General features: G+C 73.0%; 12 protein-coding genes. 6 read left to right on the top strand and 6 right to left on the bottom strand.

The window, feature by feature from the left end:
- The first annotated feature begins 261 nt into the window (after positions 1-261).
- The 3 genes from plsX (at position 262) to OUQ99_RS03450 (ending at position 4,163) form a co-directional block, all read left to right on the top strand.
- Positions 262-1,398 carry a phosphate acyltransferase PlsX gene (gene plsX, locus OUQ99_RS03460; RefSeq protein ID WP_267947975.1) on the top strand — a complete coding sequence of 379 codons (1,137 nt, stop codon included), beginning with the start codon at positions 262-264 and terminating at the stop codon, positions 1,396-1,398.
- A 112-nt stretch (positions 1,399-1,510) separates the two neighbouring features.
- A complete protein-coding gene (gene argS, locus OUQ99_RS03455; protein WP_267947974.1) occupies positions 1,511-3,256 on the top strand; it encodes an arginine--tRNA ligase in 1,746 nt (581 codons plus the stop codon).
- Positions 3,257-3,557: 301 nt separating this feature from the next.
- Positions 3,558-4,163 (top strand): YceI family protein, encoded by a 606-nt coding sequence (locus OUQ99_RS03450; protein WP_267947973.1) that lies wholly within the window; start codon positions 3,558-3,560, stop codon positions 4,161-4,163.
- Positions 4,164-4,254: 91 nt separating this feature from the next.
- Here OUQ99_RS03450 and OUQ99_RS03445 read toward each other — a convergent pair whose 3' ends face one another.
- Both OUQ99_RS03445 and OUQ99_RS03440 read right to left on the bottom strand, forming a co-directional pair.
- The gene (locus OUQ99_RS03445; protein WP_267947972.1) at positions 4,255-5,211 is read right to left on the bottom strand and encodes a ribokinase; all 957 of its coding nucleotides are present in this window, start codon (positions 5,209-5,211) and stop codon (positions 4,255-4,257) included.
- Positions 5,208-6,041, bottom strand: coding sequence for an exodeoxyribonuclease III (locus tag OUQ99_RS03440; protein ID WP_267947971.1), 834 nt, complete (start codon positions 6,039-6,041; stop codon positions 5,208-5,210). The genes OUQ99_RS03445 and OUQ99_RS03440 overlap by 4 nt, the downstream gene beginning before the upstream one ends.
- A 437-nt stretch (positions 6,042-6,478) precedes the next feature.
- On the opposite strand from OUQ99_RS03440, the gene OUQ99_RS03435 reads away from it, so the two are divergent.
- Positions 6,479-7,705, top strand: coding sequence for a winged helix-turn-helix domain-containing protein (locus OUQ99_RS03435; RefSeq protein WP_267947970.1), 1,227 nt, complete (start codon positions 6,479-6,481; stop codon positions 7,703-7,705).
- A 75-nt stretch (positions 7,706-7,780) separates the two neighbouring features.
- Here OUQ99_RS03435 and OUQ99_RS03430 read toward each other — a convergent pair whose 3' ends face one another.
- Together OUQ99_RS03430 and OUQ99_RS03425 are read right to left on the bottom strand one after the other, a co-directional pair.
- Positions 7,781-8,923, bottom strand: a complete 1,143-nt coding sequence (locus OUQ99_RS03430) for an acetyl-CoA C-acetyltransferase (RefSeq protein ID WP_267947969.1) — start codon at positions 8,921-8,923, stop codon at positions 7,781-7,783.
- Between the two features lie 79 nt (positions 8,924-9,002).
- Positions 9,003-11,033, bottom strand: coding sequence for an MDR family MFS transporter (locus OUQ99_RS03425; protein ID WP_267947968.1), 2,031 nt, complete (start codon positions 11,031-11,033; stop codon positions 9,003-9,005).
- Positions 11,034-11,230: 197 nt separating this feature from the next.
- Here OUQ99_RS03425 and OUQ99_RS03420 point away from each other — a divergent pair, with 197 nt between their 5' ends.
- Positions 11,231-12,373, top strand: a complete 1,143-nt coding sequence (locus OUQ99_RS03420) for an acyl-CoA dehydrogenase family protein (RefSeq protein WP_267947967.1) — start codon at positions 11,231-11,233, stop codon at positions 12,371-12,373.
- Between the two features lie 32 nt (positions 12,374-12,405).
- Positions 12,406-12,573: a hypothetical protein gene (locus OUQ99_RS03415; protein WP_267947966.1), complete on the top strand. Its 168-nt coding sequence runs from the start codon at positions 12,406-12,408 to the stop codon at positions 12,571-12,573.
- Between the two features lie 101 nt (positions 12,574-12,674).
- On the opposite strand, the gene OUQ99_RS03410 is transcribed toward OUQ99_RS03415, so the two are convergent.
- The gene (locus tag OUQ99_RS03410; RefSeq protein ID WP_267947965.1) at positions 12,675-13,514 is read right to left on the bottom strand and encodes an NPP1 family protein; all 840 of its coding nucleotides are present in this window, start codon (positions 13,512-13,514) and stop codon (positions 12,675-12,677) included.
- Positions 13,515-13,915: 401 nt separating this feature from the next.
- A complete protein-coding gene (locus tag OUQ99_RS03405; RefSeq protein ID WP_267947964.1) occupies positions 13,916-16,192 on the bottom strand; it encodes a SpoIIE family protein phosphatase in 2,277 nt (758 codons plus the stop codon).
- Positions 16,193-16,319 lie beyond the last annotated feature (127 nt).

Below are 16,319 nucleotides of genomic sequence, written 5' to 3'. Positions count from 1 at the left end.
AGCCAGCGAGCGGATATACCCGGATTAGGGCTTTTGTACCCATCTCACGCCAAGTCCAGCCCTGACCAGGACATACGGGAAGTATCCTCGCATGAGTGGACGAACAGGCCTTACGGCGTCGCCCCGGGAGCGAACCGGTAGCGTGGCACCACACCCTCGCGCGCCCCTGGCCCCCACGTGCCCTCCGGCGCCGCCGGAACAACGGGACCTGCGCGCACACAGTGCGGAACGCCCACCACGACCCGTGAGGGAAGCACCGAGTTGACTGGTACATCCGACGCGGAAGCGCCCGCCCCATCCCGCACCTCTCCGCCGATCATCGCCGTGGACGCCATGGGTGGTGACAACGCGCCCTCCGAGATCGTGAAGGGCGCCGTCATGGCCGTCCGCGAACTCGGGCTCCGTGTGCTCCTCGTGGGCAGGCGCACCGAGATCGCCTCCCTCCTCGCCGAGGAGGGCGCCCTGCGGGACATCCCCGTCGTCCACGCCGAGGACAACCTGGCCATGCACGAGGGCGCCCTCGCCAGCTGGCGCCGCCCCCGCTCCAGCGCGGCCGTCTCCTGCCGCCTCATCCGGCGCGGCGACGCCGACGCCCTCGTCTCCGCGGGCTCCACCGGCGGCATCGTCGCGACGTCCACCGTCCGCCTGCGCACCCAGCCCGGGGTCCTGCGCCCCGCCCTCGCCGTGACGCTCCCCACCGGCGAGACGCCGACGATCATGGTGGACGCCGGGGCCAACGCCGACGCCAAGCCCGAGATGCTCGTCCAGTTCGCCCACCTGGGCTGCGCCTACGCCCAGACCGCCTTCGGCGTGCGCCGTCCGCGCGTGGGCCTGCTGACCATCGGGTCCGAGCCGGGCAAGGGCAACAAGCTCGTCCGCAGGGCCACCGAACTGCTGTCCGCGACGGCGGAGGGCTCCCCGTCCATGGACTTCCGCGGCAACATCGAGGGCCACGACCTCCTCGCCCGCAAGGTCGACGTGGTGGTCACCGACGGCCACACCGGCAACGTCGCCCTCAAGTCCGTGGAGGGCACCGCCGCCTTCGCCATGGACCTCGTCCGCGACGCGCTGACCTCCACCGCCGCGGCCAAGGCCGGGGCCCTGCTCCAGCGCAAGGCGCTCCGCCGCCTGCGCGAACGGCTCGACAGCGAGACCTACGGCGGCGCCGCCCTCCTCGGCCTCAACGGAACCGTGGTCATCGCCCACGGCGACAGCCGGGCCAAGGGCGTCGCCCGGGCCTGCCAGCTGGCGCACGACCTGGCAGGCGGCCGCATCGGCGAGCAGATCCGCCGCCGGGTGCACCACCGCTCCTCCAACTGGCTCCACCGCCTGGCCCAGTCCGAGGCCCCGCCCCCGTCCCCTCCCGGCGCCCTGCCGCCGGCCCCGGAGGGCCGCTGAGCGGGATCCGGGCCGGGCCGCGCGCCCCGCTCCCGGGCGCAGGAGAGGGCCCCGTGCCGTGTCACCTCGCGAGGGGCGGGGACAGGGGGCTCAGGTCGGTACGCTTAGGGGCATGGCCGACCCGCAGGAAGTACTCTCGCGACGGGTCCAGTCCGCCCTCGGCGCCGCCTTCGGCCCCGAGTTCGCCGACACCGACCCCGTCATCCGCCCGTCCCAGTTCGCCGACTACCAGGCGAACGCCGCCCTCGCGCTCGCCAAGCGCCTGGGCCGAAAGCCGCGCGAGGTCTCCGCGGCGATCATGGAGCACCTCGACGTGGCCGACGTCTGCCGCGCCGTCGAGGTCAGCGGGCCGGGCTTCATCAACCTGACGCTGCGCGAGGACTGGATCGCGGACCAGACCCGCCTGCTCCTGGAGGACCCGCGCGTGGGCGTCCCCGTCCAGGAGCGCCTCGACATCCCCCTCGACTACTCCGCGCCCAACGTGGCCAAGGAGATGCACGTCGGGCACCTGCGCACCACCGTGGTCGGCGACTCCCTCGCCCGCACCCTGGAGTTCCTGGGCCACAACGTCATCCGGCAGAACCACATCGGCGACTGGGGCACCCCCTTCGGCATGCTCATCGAGCACCTGCTGGAGGTCGGCGAGGAGTCCGCCGAGGCGGACCTGCTCACCAGCGACCCCAACGCCTTCTACCAGTCGGCGCGCACCAAGTTCGACTCCTCCGGGCCCGGCGCGGACGACTTCGCCGCGCGTGCGCGCCGCCGGGTGGTGGCCCTCCAGGGCGGGGACGAGGAGACCCTGCGCCTGTGGCGCGAGCTCGTCGGGCTGTCCAGGGTCTACTTCAACAAGGTGTACGCCAAGCTCGGGGTGACCCTCACCGACGACGACCTCGCCGGGGAGAGCACCTACAACGCCGTGCTCGCCGACGTCTGCGACGAGCTGGAGGCCAAGGGCATCGCGGAGGTCAGCGAGGGCGCGCTCTGCGTGTTCCTGGAGGGCTTCATCGGCCGCGAGGACAAGCCGGTCCCCCTGATCATCCGCAAGAGCGACGGCGGCTACGGCTACGCCACCACCGACCTGGCGACCGTCCGCCACCGCGTGGAGGACCTCAAGGCCGACCGCATCCTGTACGTGGTCGGCGCCCCGCAGGCCATGCACTTCAAGATGGTGTGGGCGACCGCCCGCAAGGCCGGGTGGCTGCCGGACGGCGTCGAGGTCACCCACGTGCAGATCGGCAACGTGCTCGGCGGCGACGGCAAGATCCTGCGGACCCGCAGCGGCGCGCCCGTCCGCCTGATGGCGCTGCTGGACGAGGCCGTCGAGCGGGCCGCCGCCGTCGTGGCGGAGAACCGCCCCGACCTCGGCGCCGAGGAGCAGGCCGAGATCGCCCGCCAGGTGGGCATCGGCGCGGTCAAGTACGCGGACCTGTCGGTCTCCCACGACACCGAGTACACGTTCGACTTCGACCGCATGCTGGCCCTGACCGGCAACACCGGCCCCTACCTCCAGTACGCGCAGGCGCGGATCCGGTCCATCTTCCGCAAGGGCGGGCTGGACCTGTCCTCGCCCCGGGGCGGGATCACCGTCTCCGAGGGCGCGGAGCGCGACCTCGCGCTCAAGCTGCTGGAGTTCGGCGCCGTGGTGGAGCAGGTCGGCGCCCTGCTCCAGCCGCACCGCCTCTCCGCGTACCTGTTCGAGCTGGCGCAGACGCTCACGGCGTTCTACGAGCACTGCCCGGTGCTGACCGCCCCGACCGAGGCCGAGCGCGAGTCGCGCCTGGCGCTGGTGTCGGTGGCCTTCCGGGTCCTGGTGCAGGGCCTGGACCTGCTGGGCGTGGAGGCTCCCGAGCACATGTAGCGGCGGCGGACCGCACCGGTCCGGCACGCAGCACGACCACCGGACCCGAGGGGGCCGGGGCGGACGACCGCCCCGGCCCCCTCCGCCGTCCGCGGGCACGCCTGGCCGGTTCCGGCCCCGCTCCCGGCCCGGGGCCGCGAAGGGGTGACGTGCCTCGTCAGCGGGGGTTTCGCCGCCGTCGGGGACGACAGAGTCCAATGTCTCGTGCCCGGTCGCGCCAGAACTTCGCGTTCCGGGTGGACGTCAGACCTAAGGTATGTGGACAAAAGCCACAGACCGGACAAATAGGGAGCAAATGGCTATGACATCCACCCCCGAGATCGGACCGGGGCCGGGCACCTGGTACCTGGACCCGCTCCACTCCAGCTTGATCTTCGTCGCCCACTACCTGCGCTTCGGCCGGGTCCAGGGCACGTTCGGACGGGCGCGCGGGCATGTGCTCGTCACCGGGGACCCCGCGCGGTCCGAGGTCGAGGTCGTCCTCGACGCGGCCAGCGTCAACACCGGCGTGGGCGCGCGCGACGCCCACCTGCGCTCGGCCGACTTCCTGGACGTGGACCACCACCCCGAGATCCGCTTCGCCTCCACCGGGCTGGAGCCGAGCCGGCGCGGACAGCACTCCTTCCGGCTGTTCGGCGACCTGACCATCCACGGGACGACCCTCCCGGTCACCCTCGACTCCCAGTGGGTCGGCGAGTCCCCGGACTACGTGTCGCCCGCCGACACCTACGGGCACTTCTTCTCCGCGAACACCCGGATCCGCCTCTCCGACTTCGGCGTGGGCGACGGCGGCGAGGTCCCGTGGGGCGGCCGGCTCGTCGGCGACACCGTCGACATCGTGCTGGAGGTCCGCCTCCAGAACCAGGACCCGCGCCCGTTCCTCCAGCAGATCGGGCACACGGCCTGAGGGGCGCCCGTCCCGGGAACCGCACGGGGCGAGCGCCGACACGTCCCGGGACCGTCCCCCGGAACCCGTCCGCCCCCGCCCCGGACCGGCCTCAGGCGACGCCGCCGAGCAGCGCCTCGACCTCCTCGCGGGTGGGCATGGACGAACTGGCGCCGGGCCGCTGGACCGAGAGCGACGCCGCCGCCGCGGCGAACGCCATCGCCTCCTCCGGCGACCGGCCCTCCGCCCTCGCCACCGCGAACGAACCGCAGAAGGTGTCCCCCGCGGCCGTGGTGTCCACCGCCCTCACCTGCCGTGCGGGCGAGGCCACCGCCGCCCCGCCCCTGCGGCCGTGGAGCGAGCCGTCCTCGCCCAGGGTCAGCAGCACCTCCGGGACCAGCTCCAGCAGGGCGGCCAGCGCCTCGCGCGGGTCCGTGCGGCCGGTGATCGCGGCCGCCTCGTGCTGGTTGGGGACCAGGACGTCCACCGACTCCAGCAGCTCCGCGGGCAGGTCGCGCGCGGGGGCCGGGGTCAGGTAGACCGGCACACCGAGCGCGCGGCCGGTCCGCGCCGCGGAGACCACGGCCTCCATCGGCAGTTCGAGCTGGAGCAGCAGGGCCGCGCTCCCCTCGATGAGAGCCGCGTCGCCGTCGGCCACGCCGGCGACCCCGCCGTTGGCGCCGGGGACGACGATGATCGAGTTGCCCCCCTTGCCGTCCACGACGATGTGGGCGACGCCCGACACCCCGGGGACCGTGCGCAGACCGGACACGCCGACCCCGGCGGCCGCCAGGTTGGCGCGCAGCTCCTCGCCGAAGGCGTCGTCGCCCACCGCTCCGAGGAAGGCCACGTCGGCCCCCGCCCGTGCCGCGGCCACCGCCTGGTTGGCGCCCTTGCCGCCGGGCACCTGGCGGAAGTCGGTGCCCGTCACGGTCTCGCCGCTCGCGGGCACCTCGTCCACGTAGGCGACCAGGTCCATGTTGACGCTGCCGAAGACGGCCACGCGCGGCGCGCCGCCGGCGGCGCCCCCGCCGTCCGTGGTCCCGACCGCTCTGCTCCCGGCGCTCATGCCCCGGCCTCCTTCACCTTGGCGACGGACGCTCCGTCGTTCCCGTCGAGCCCCACGATGACCGGTGCGTGGTCGGAGGCCCCCTTGCCCTTGCGCTCCTCGCGGTCGATGCTCGCGCCGCTCACGCGGGAGGCGAGCGCCGGGGAGGCGAGGACGAAGTCGATGCGCATGCCCCTGCGCTTGGGGAAGGCCAGCCCCTTGTAGTCCCAGTAGGTGTACACGCCGGGTCCCGGGGTGTGCTCCCGGACGACCTCGCGGAACCCCGCGCCGACGAGCTCCTCGAAGGCCGCGCGCTCGGGCGCGGTGACGTGGGTGCTGCCCTCGAACGCGGCCATGTCCCACACGTCGTCGTCCTGCGGGGCGATGTTGAAGTCGCCGACGTAGGCGATCTGCGCGTCGGGGGCCTGCGCGAGGCGCGCGGCGCCCGCCTCGCGCAGCGCCTTCAGCCAGCGCAGCTTGTAGGCGTAGTGGGGGTGGTCGACCTCGCGGCCGTTGGGCACGTACAGGCTCCACACCTGGACACCGCCGCACGTCGCCCCGACGGCGCGCGCCTCGGACTCCTCGGGGTCGCCGTATCCGGGCTGGCCGGGGAAGCCGACCCGCACGTCCTCCAGCCCGACGCGGGAGGCGATCGCGACCCCGTTCCACTGGGAGAGGCCGTGGTGGGCGACCTCGTAGCCGCGGTCGGTGAAGACGGAGGCCGGGAACTGGTCGTCCCTGGCCTTGGTCTCCTGGATGGCGAGGACGTCGACGTCGCTCCGGTCCAGCCAGGCCCCGATCCGGTCGACCCTGGCCCTGGCACTGTTCACATTCCAAGTCGCGATACGCACAGCAGAAGGCTAGGCCATGGAGGGGGCCCGGGTGTTCGACGCGGGCTGTGCACGAGGGGGGAACGCCCAGCTGGGCGGGCAGGAACAGAAGGTGCCCCGGTGCGGCCGTCCTCCGCACCGGGGCGTGTGCGACTCCCGGCACGTGTCCGGTCGTTCGTGTCGCCTCTGTTGTGACGGCCGGGACCCCCTCGGGGTTCGCATTGGGCCAAAGGTTTTTTCCACGGAACCGCCGTGCGCGGCCACGGCGAGTCGTCGATCCGCGCGTCACCGGGCACGACGACAGCGGCCACGTGACGCAGGACACACCGACCGGGGGGCGGGCGCCGGCGCCCGCCGACCTCCCGGCTCCGGCGCCGACCGGTCCGCGGAAGGCCCGTCCCCGCCCCGGCGCCGACCGCGGCGGGCCGACTGTCGCCACCGGGGGCTACCGTGGCGGCATGGCTGAACCGCACCCCCGCCGAGACGCGGACCTCTCCCTCTCCCAGGCGCGCAGGATCGCCCTCGCCGCCCAGGGCTTCGCCGACCCGCGGCCCAGGGGGAGGGCGACCCTGTCCCACCTGGCCCGGGTGGTGCGCCGGGTGGGGATCCTCCAGATCGACAGCGTGAACGTGCTCGCCCGCAGCCAGTACCTGCCCGTGTTCGCCCGCCTGGGGAGCTACGACACCGCGCTGCTGGACCGGGCCGCCACCACGGCCGCGGGGGCGGGCGGCGCGCGCCTGGTGGAGTGCTGGGCCCACGAGGCCAGCCTGGTGCCGCCGGCCACGCGGCAGCTCATGCGCCACCGGATGGACCGCAACCGCGCCCAGACCCGGGTCGGCTGGATGAACGGCATCCGGGAGGAGCGGCCCGAACTCCTGAAGGCGGTCCTGGAGGAGGTCGTCCGGATCGGCCCGGCCACCGCCCGCGGCGTGGAGGCCGCCCTCGCGCACGACGCGCCGCGAGCCAAGGACCACTGGGGCTGGAACTGGTCCGACGTCAAGAAGTGCCTGGAGTACCTGTTCTGGATCGGCGACCTGACCTCCAACGGGCGCAACTCGCAGTTCGAGCGGCTCTACGACCTGCCCGAGCGGGTCCTCCCGCCGGAGGTGCGCGACGCCCCGCCCACCACGCCCGAGGAGGCGCACCGGGAGCTGGTGTCCATCGCCGCGCGCACGCACGGCGTCGCCACCGAGCCCTGCCTCCGCGACTACTTCCGGCTCAAGTCCGCCGAGTCCAGGCCCGCCGTGGCCGGCCTCGTGGACTCCGGTGAGCTGGTCCCGGTGCGGGTGGAGGGCTGGAACCGCCCCGCCTACCTGCACCGGGACGCCCGGGTGCCCCGCTCGATGGCGGCCCGGGCGCTGCTCAGCCCGTTCGACTCCCTGGTGTGGACGCGCGACCGCGCCGAGGAGCTGTTCGGGTTCCGCTACCGGCTGGAGATCTACGTGCCCGCCGCCAAGCGGGTGCACGGCTACTACGTGCTGCCGTTCCTGCTGGGCGAGGACCTGGTCGCGCGGGTGGACCTCAAGGCGGACCGCGCGTCGGGGACGCTCCTGGCCCAGAAGATCACCCTGGAGGACGGCGCCCCCGCCGACACCGTGCCGGAGCTGGTGGAGCAGCTGGCCGGGATGGCCGCCTGGCTGGGGCTGGAGAACGGCGTCGGGGGCCCCGCCCTGGCCCGCCGGTGAGCGGCGGGCGCGGACGGCGGGTCCGGGGCGGGGGCCGCGCGCCCGCGGGCGGGCACGCGGCCCCGGTACTCCGGGTCAGACGCGTTCGATGACGGTGACGTTGGCCTGGCCGCCGCCCTCGCACATGGTCTGGAGGCCGTAGCGTCCGCCGGTCCTGTGCAGCTCGGCGATCAGCTTGGTCATCAGGATCGAGCCGGTGGCGCCCAGCGGGTGGCCCAGGGCGATCGCGCCGCCGTTCGGGTTGACCTTGGCGGGGTCGGCGCCCAGCTCCTCGATCCACGACAGCGGCACGGGGGCGAACGCCTCGTTGATCTCGGTGACGTCGATGTCGTCGATGCCCAGCCCGGCCTTGGCCAGGGCGACCCTGGTCGCGGGGATGGGCGCGGTGAGCATGTACACGGGGTCGTCGCCGACCAGGGCCAGCTGGACGACGCGGGCCAGCGGGGTCAGCCCGTGCTGCTCGATCGCGCGCTCGGACGCGATGAGCAGCGCTCCCGCGCCCACGGAGATCTGGCTCGCGACGGCCGCGGTGAGCTCCCACCCCTCGCGCAGCGGCTTGAGGGCGGCCATCTTCTCCAGGGTGGTGTCGGCGCGGACGCCCTCGTCCCGGCTCACCCCGGCGAGGGGGGCGATCTGGTCGTCGAAGCGCCCCTCCTCCTGCGCGGCGGCGGCGCGCCGGTGGCTCTCCAGGGCGAACTCCTCCAGCCGCTCGCGCTTGTAGCCCCACTTCTCGCACATGAGCTGGGCGCCGCGGAACTGGGAGATCTCCTGGAGGCCGTAGCGCCCGGTCCAGCCCTCGCCGTAGAGGGGGAGGTCGTTGTCGAGGGCGAACTGGACGTTGGCGCCCATGGGGACCATGCCCATGTTCTCGACGCCGGCGGCCACGACCAGGTCCTGGGTGCCGGACATGACGCCCTGGGCGGCGAAGTGGACGGCCTGCTGCGAGGAGCCGCACTGGCGGTCGACCGTGACGCCGGGGACGCTCTCGGGGAGGCCGGCGGAGAGCCACGCGGTGCGGGCCAGGTCGAGGGCCTGGGGACCCGCCTGGCTGACCACGCCCATGACCACGTCCTCGACGGCGGCGGGGTCGACCCCGGTGCGCCGGACGAGCTCCTTGAGCACGTGCGCGCCCAGGTCCGCCGGGTGCACGGCGGCGAGGGCGCCCTTCCTGGTACCGACGGGGGTGCGTACTGCGCCGACGATGTATGCCTCGGCCACGGTGTCCTCCAAGAGCGTGGGTGACGATAACCGAACTGTATTCGGTTCCCTGGATCCGGCAAGCCCCGCCCCCGTGCTGCTACAGCCGGTGGGCCCCCTCGCCGAGGCGCGAGGCGTCCCCCTCGTCGCCGAGGGTGTCCGCGGTCATCCGCTCCAGGGCGGCGACCACCTCCGGGTGCTCCCCGGGCCCGTAGTCGGCCAGCAGCGAGCGCAGCGCGGTGCGCTGGGCGTCGAACACCTGCCGGGCCGCGTCCGCCCCGCGCCGGTTCAGCTCCCAGGCCCCGCCCCCGCCCGTCAGGTATCCGGCCTCCTCCAGCTCCCGGCGCACACCCTCCCAGGCGTCCTCGCCCAGCCCCGACATCCGCGCGAGCTCCGCCCCGGTGAGCGGCCCGGTGACGCCGAGGTGGCTGAGCGCCCAGCACGCGCGCGGCGAGATCTCCAGCCCCGCCGCCTCGCGCAGGCGCCCGTACATCTCGTCCGCGCCCTCCCTGCCGCAGGCCCGGTACACCTCGCGCTCGACGTGCTCCATCGCGCTGCGGCTCCCCGCGGCGACGGGCGGGATCGACTCGTCCAGCCCGGGGGAGCCGACGGTGGTGCGCAGGGGCACCTGCCGCAGGAACAGCGCGAGCACGAACCCGGCCGCCGCCACCGGCACCGCCCACAGGAACACGGTGTCCACGGAGTCGGCGTAGGCCTGGAGGAACGACGCCTGCGCCTCCGGGGGCAGCCGGTCCAGACTGCGGGGGTCGCTCTCCAGGGACGCCGGGTCCACCCCCGGCGGCAGCCGGATCTCCCCGGCGCGGGCCGCCAGGTTCGCCGCCAGCTGCCCGGAGAAGACCGCCCCGAACACGGCCGTGCCGAACGAGCCGCCGATCGACCGGAAGAACGTCGCCGAGGAGGTGGCCACCCCGAGGTCCGCGTAGTCGGCCGCGTTCTGCACGACCACGACCACCACCTGCATCACCAGCCCCAGGCCGAACCCCAGGACGAAGAAGTAGAACCCCATCTCCCAGAGCGAGCTCTCGGGGCCGAGGCGGGAGAGGAGCAGCAGTCCGAGCGAGGTGACGGCCATGCCCACCACGGGATAGGCCTTGTAGTGGCCGGTGCGGGTGACCAGGCGACCGCTGGTGATCGAGGTGAGGAACATGCCCAGCACCATCGGGATCAGGTGGAGGCCGGAGGCCGTCGGGGACAGGCCGTGCACGATCTGGAGGAACAGCGGCAGGAACGCCATCGACCCCATCATCGCGAAGCCCACGCAGAACCCGATGGCCATGGCGACCACGATGGTCGGGTTGCGGAACAGGCTGAGCGGCATGACCGGGTCGGCGGCCCTCCTCGCGGTCAGCCACCATCCGACACCGAGGACGGCGCCCGCGACGGCGAGCCCCACGACCTGGGGCGAGGCCCACGGGTAGACGCTGCCGCCCCAGGCCGCCACCAGGGTGAGGCACACGGCGGTGGCGGCCAGCAGGAGGATCCCGGCGTAGTCGACCCGGCGCCGACCGGTCGGCGTGCTGGCGGGCAGCACCGCCAGCACCGTGGCGAACGCGAGAACCCCCAGGGGAAGGTTCACGTAGAACACCCACCGCCAGGTCAGGTGGTCGACGAACAGGCCGCCGAGCAGGGGCCCCGCCACGCTGGAGATGCCGAAGACGGCGCCGAACAGCCCCTGGTACTTGCCCCGCTCCCGGGGCGAGACGACGTCGCCGATGATCGCGGAGGCGAGCACCATCAGCCCTCCCCCTCCGAGCCCCTGCACCGCCCGGAAGACGATGAGCTGGAGCATGTCCTGCGCGATGCCGCACAGGGCGGAGCCGACCAGGAAGATCCCGATGCACAGGAGGAAGAGCCGCTTGCGGCCGAACTGGTCTCCGAGCTTGCCCCACAGCGGGGTGACGGCGGTGACGGCGAGCAGGTAGGCGGTGATCACCCACGACAGGTGGTTGAGCCCGCCGAGCTCGGACACGATCGTCGGCAGCGCGGTGGAGACGATCGTCTGGTCCAGGGCGGCCAGGAGCACGGTGAGCATCAGCGCGGTCATGATCACCGCGATCCTGCCGCCCCGGTGCTCCCTGCGTTCCCGGCGGTCGGCCTCGTGCTGCGCCATCGGCTCTCCCCCGTGTCGGGCCGCGCACGGCTCACGGCCCCGCTGCGGCCACAGTAGGAACCCGGGGGCTCCCGTGAGCGGGGAACCGCCCACCGGAACAGGAACTTTGCCGTGGCTTGGAGCCGCCCCTTCAAAACCGAATATGGTTCGGTTACTGTGGCGTCAGCCAGTGATCCCCGACACGTCCGGAGCAGAGCATGAAGCGGGAACTCTTCGACGCCGACCACGACCTCTTCCGCGCATCGGTGGCCGAGTTCCTCGAGCGCGAGGTCGTCCCCTTCCACGCGCAGTGGGAGAAGGACGGGATCGTCCCGCGCGAGGTGTGGACCCGGGCGGGCGAGGTGGGGCTCCTCGGCCACGGCGTGCCGGAGGAGTACGGGGGCACCGGCCTGGACGACTACCGGTACAACGCCGTCGTCAACGAGGAGATCTGCCGGGCCCGCGCCAGCGGCCTCGGGATGACCCTCCAGAACGACGTCATGGCGCCGTACATGGTCAAGCTGACCGACGACGAGCAGAAGCGCCGCTGGCTGCCCGGATTCGCCTCGGGCCAGCTGATCGCCGCCATCGCCATGACCGAGCCCGGCACCGGCAGCGACCTCCAGGGCATCCGGACGTCGGCGGTCCGCGACGGCGACGCGTACGTGGTCAACGGCTCCAAGACCTTCATCACCAACGGCGTCAACGCCGACCTGGTGATCGTGGTCTGCCGGACCGACCCCGACGCGGGAGCGCAGGGCTTCTCCCTCCTCATGGTCCAGCGCGGCATGCCCGGCTTCAGCCGTGGCCGCAACCTGGACAAGATCGGCATGAAGGCGCAGGACACCGCCGAGCTGTTCTTCGACGACGTGCGCGTCCCCGCGGCCAACCTGATCGGCACGGAGGGCCAGGGCTTCATCCACCTCATGGAGAACCTGCCGCAGGAGCGCCTGTCCATCGCCACCTGCGCGGTCGCCTCCGCCGGCGCCGTGCTGGAGCACACCGTCGAGTACTGCCGGGAGCGCACCGCCTTCGGGCGTCCGATTGGGCGGTTCCAGAACAGTCGTTTTGTTCTGGCCGAGATTGCCACCGAGGTCGACATGGCCCGCACCTACGTGGATCGGGGCATCCAGCTGCTCAACCGGGGTGAGCTGACCGTCGAGGACGCCGCCATGGCCAAGTGGTGGACCACCGAGATGTGCAACAGGGCCGTGGACCGGTGCCTCCAGCTTCACGGCGGGTACGGGTACATGATGGAATACCCCGTGGCACAGGCTTGGCAGGACACCCGCGTCCAGACGATCTACGGTGGCACCACCGAGATCATGAAGGAGATCGTGGGACGCGGCCTCGGCCTGTGACCTGACAACCCCCTGGAAGGGTCGGAGCAGTCATGAGCGGTGCGTGGGACGGCCTCATCGTCATGGGCCTGCTGGTCGTGCTGCTCGTGATCGGCGTGCGCAGACTCCGGCCCAGGATCCACATCCCCTGGGCGACCAGCGGGATCGTGGTCTTCTTCGTCTTCGTGTGCCTGCTGCTCTGGGCGTGGTCCTGGCGGTAGGGACGGCGCGCCGCCTGCCCCGCCACGGCGGGGCGGAGCACGGACGCGGCCGGCGGGTGCCGCCCCGTCGCGCGACGGGGCGGGCACCCGGCGACCGCGGTCTAGGCGTAGGGATCGAACTCGATGCCGTCGGGCTGCGCCCTGGCCAGCGCCCCCGGGAACGAGCCGTCCCTGAGGTCGAGCTGCGCGCTCCCGTAGTCCGCCGACGTGAACGCCTCCCGGATGCCCGGCGGGTAGTGGTCCCAGCTCACCAGGTCCGGGTACTGCCACACGCCGTAGTGGTTCTCCGGCGGGTCGTCGTGCCCGGCCGCGAACCGGAAGGCGTGGGTGGAGGCGCCGTCCTTGTGGTAGACGATCTTGGGGTGGGTGCCCTCCCACAGCACCTCGGACGCCGGCCTCGTGTCGTAGTCGCCGTGCGCCGACGCCGAGACGTGGCGCGCCTCGTCGTCGAACACCCACACCACGACGTGTTCGAGGTCGTGCCGGTGTCCGCAGCAGCCGTGGACGGTCTGGTCCTTCTCGAAGTAGAGCGCGTACATGTACGCGCACCATCCGCTCGCGTCGCACTTGGAGCGCGAATACGAGTTCGTGTTGTCGAGGTCGGAACGGTCACGGCAGTTGCCGTTCAGGGCCCCGGAGGTCTTCAGCCCCTCGGCGACGGTCCCGTCCGATCCGATGGCGGGGGACGAATAGCAGCCGTCGGTGTCGTAGTCGAAGGCGGGCTGCCATTTCCCGTCCGCCTCCGCGTGGCTCGCCGGAAGCGCGGGGGGCGGCGCCGCGAAGGCGTGGGCCGGGAGCGCGACGACCAGCGCCAGGGCCCCGACGAGGGAGCGGAGGGCCAGGCGCGGGACACGGCGGCCTGCCCTCCTCGCGGCTCCGGCCCCCGTGGCGGGGGAGGGAGCCCTGCGGACCGCCGGGACGCGTGGGGAACGGGGACCCACGCCCCTCCGGGCGGACTCGGCGATTCTCGGACCTGCAGAATTGGTACGGGGAACCACTTCTGCTTCTTCCATCGATGTCCTCCACTCCCTGTCCGGGAATCGGTTCATCTTTTTCTGTTGTCGTCGGACAAATTAACCGCGACGGTCGTCCACGACAAGAAGGGCAGGGCGGAAAACGCCTTGTTCGCCGGGAATTCGACGCCCGGCCGACCGCACGGCGGGGGACGCCCGGGGGGGCGGGCGGGGGGAGCGGGCGGGGGCGGCGCCGCGTCCGCCGGGTCCGGGAGACGGCGGGAGGGGCGGGGCCGCAGGGGCCCGCGGAACCGCTGGGACGCACGGGGCCCCCGCGTCACGGAACCGGGCGGGCCGACGGGGTCGGCCGCCGCGGCCCGCGGGAGGGCTCAGCCCTGCGAGCCCTCCTCGTCCTCACCGTGCATCGGCATCTCGAACCAGACCGCCTTGCCGTCCGGCGTGGGACGGGAGCCCCACCGGCTCGCCAGCTGCTCCACCAGGTAGAGGCCGCGACCGCCCTCGTCGTCGGCGGCCGCGCTGCGGATGCGGGGCAGGCGCAGGTCGTGGTCGAAGACCTCCACCCACACGGCGGAGGCGCCGCGCCGCAACCGGAGCAGGAACTCCTTGTCGGCGGTGTCCTCGGCGGGTTCGTCGTCCTCCTCGGCCGCCGCCTCCAGCAGGTCCGTCCAGTCCTCGTCGAACTCGTCCGCCGCCGACCCCGCGCCGAGGGGCGTCTCCGAGTCCAGGACGCCGTTGCCGGTGAACTCGCGGTGCACGGGGTGGGGGGTCGCGTGGATGACGACGTTGGTGACGATCTCCGAGACCAGCAGGCAGGCCAGCTCGGACTGGTCGCGGTCCATCCCCCACTCGTCGAAGGTCTTGGCCGCCAGGTGGCGCGCCTCGCCCACGGTGGAGGCCTCCGAGGGGAACCAGCCCTCGCGCAGGGCCAGTGCGTCGGAGTGGGTGCGCACGACCAGCAGCGCGGTGTCGTCGTCCAGCTCGCCGGGGACGCCGTGCAGGGCCGCCTCGGCGATCTCGTCGACGTCCTTGTCCGCGACCTCGGAGACCCGCTCGGCCAGCCTGGCCAGGGCGCGCTCGGGGTCGGGCGCACCGCCGACCGGGTGCCGGTTCACGAGCCCGTCGGTGTACATGACCAGGGTCGCGCCGAGCGGGAGCCGCAGTTCGGCCTGGTGGTAGACGACGTCCTCGGCCGCCCCGCCCTTGGCCCGCACGCCCAGCATGCGGTCGGCCGCCGCCAGGTCGAGCTTGTCGACCGAGTCGGAGGTGACCAGCAGCGGTGTGGCGTGCCCGGCGTTGGCGTAGGACAGCTCGCGCGACCACGCGTCGTAGACCATGTACAGGCAGCTGACGCTGGGGATCCAGGTGCCGCCGCCGTCCTCGTCCGGCTGGCCGAGCTGGCGGACCCACTCGTCGAGTTCGCGGAGGATGTCCGCGGGCTCGCGGTCGGCCTGGGCGAAGGCCCGCAGGGCGGCGCGCAGCTGCCCCATGACCGCGGCGGCGTGCGGACCGCGGCCCTCCACGTCGCCGATGACCAGCCCGACGCGTCCCGCGGAGAGCGGGATGGCGTCGTAGAAGTCGCCGCCGACCTGGGTCTGCACACCGTAGCCGTGCGCCTGGAGGGGCCCGGCGGGCTGGTAGCGGTGGGCGATGGTCAGCCCGTCCAGGTGCGGGAAGTGGTGCGGGAGCAGGCTCCGCTGGAAGGCGAGGGCGGTGCTGCGCTCCTCCTCGAACAGGCGCGCGTTGTCGATGGTCAGGGCCACCCGGGAGGCGATGGCGCCGACGAGGTCGCGGTCGAACCCGCCGTAGGTGCTCTTCTGGCGGGGGGAGAGCCCCGAGAGCGCCAGGGTGAGCACGCCGAGGACCTCGCCGCGTGCCCGCAGGGGGGCGGCGATGGCGGAGGTGACGCCGACCTGCCGGGAGACGGTGTCGGAGCGGGTGCTGGGAGAGTTCTCGAACAGGTAGTCGCTGCTGACGACGGTCTCCATCCGACGCAGCGCCTGGGTGACGAAGTGGCGTTCGGGGTAGCGGACCTCGTCGCCGACCCCGAACCACGTGCGGGGCGGCGGCGTCCACCCCTCGGCGTGCACCGACACCTGTCTGACCAGGCGGTCGTGGTCGTAGAGGTCGATGAAGCAGTGGTCGGCGAACTGCGGCACCAGGATGCCCGCGACGCCCTTGACCGTGGAGTCGAACTCCAGGGAGCTGGCCAGGCGGCTGCCGATGCGTTCGAGCAGTCCGTACTGCTCCTCCACACGGCCGCTGCGCAGGGCCTCGCGGGCGATGAGGGTGATGCCGTCGATCTCGCCGGACTCGTCGCGCATCGGCACGGCCTGGGCGCGCACGTGGATCCACGTGGAGTCGCCCTTGAGGACGGCGAACGTGCCCTCCCAGTGCTCGCCGCGCAGGACGCGGCGGGCCAGCTGGGAGGCGTGTTCGCGGTCCGATTCGTGGATGCCGATGTCGAGGAGGGAGAGGCCGACGTAGTCCCGGCCGCCGACGAACCCGAAGAGCTCGCGGGCGAAGGGGTTCCAGTAGCGCAGCAGGCTGGACCTGTCGATGACGACGATGGCGATCTGCGCCTGGTCCACCACAGCGGCCGTGGTCAGCGCGCCGCTCTCCCGGAAGGGCTCACCCCACCGTGTCATCTAGCCGCCACCTCGCCGTCATGAGCTGCATACATGCCCGCTCCGGGTACCCCGAACGACCGCACCTTGGGGCGAGCGTAGCAACACCGTCAACGTTCCCGCAGCGCAATGTGACAATCCCGATGAG

Source organism: Streptomonospora nanhaiensis (genome assembly GCF_026642255.1).
Taxonomy (GTDB): domain Bacteria; phylum Actinomycetota; class Actinomycetes; order Streptosporangiales; family Streptosporangiaceae; genus Nocardiopsis; species Nocardiopsis tropica.
Note: the sequence above shows the minus strand (reverse complement) of the source record. Positions and strands in the feature narration are given on the sequence as shown.

What these genes read in the sequence shown, in the direction of transcription:
- OUQ99_RS03445 (WP_267947972.1), bottom strand. Translation starts at nt 5,211, where the DNA reads ATGAGCGCCGGGAGCAGAGCGGTCGGGACCACGGACGGCGGGGGCGCC.
- OUQ99_RS03420 (WP_267947967.1), top strand. Translation starts at nt 11,231, where the DNA reads ATGAAGCGGGAACTCTTCGACGCCGACCACGACCTCTTCCGCGCATCG.
- OUQ99_RS03425 (WP_267947968.1), bottom strand. Translation starts at nt 11,033, where the DNA reads ATGGCGCAGCACGAGGCCGACCGCCGGGAACGCAGGGAGCACCGGGGC.
- OUQ99_RS03435 (WP_267947970.1), top strand. Translation starts at nt 6,479, where the DNA reads ATGGCTGAACCGCACCCCCGCCGAGACGCGGACCTCTCCCTCTCCCAG.
- OUQ99_RS03415 (WP_267947966.1), top strand. Translation starts at nt 12,406, where the DNA reads ATGAGCGGTGCGTGGGACGGCCTCATCGTCATGGGCCTGCTGGTCGTG.
- argS (WP_267947974.1), top strand. Translation starts at nt 1,511, where the DNA reads ATGGCCGACCCGCAGGAAGTACTCTCGCGACGGGTCCAGTCCGCCCTC.
- OUQ99_RS03450 (WP_267947973.1), top strand. Translation starts at nt 3,558, where the DNA reads ATGACATCCACCCCCGAGATCGGACCGGGGCCGGGCACCTGGTACCTG.
- OUQ99_RS03405 (WP_267947964.1), bottom strand. Translation starts at nt 16,192, where the DNA reads ATGACACGGTGGGGTGAGCCCTTCCGGGAGAGCGGCGCGCTGACCACG.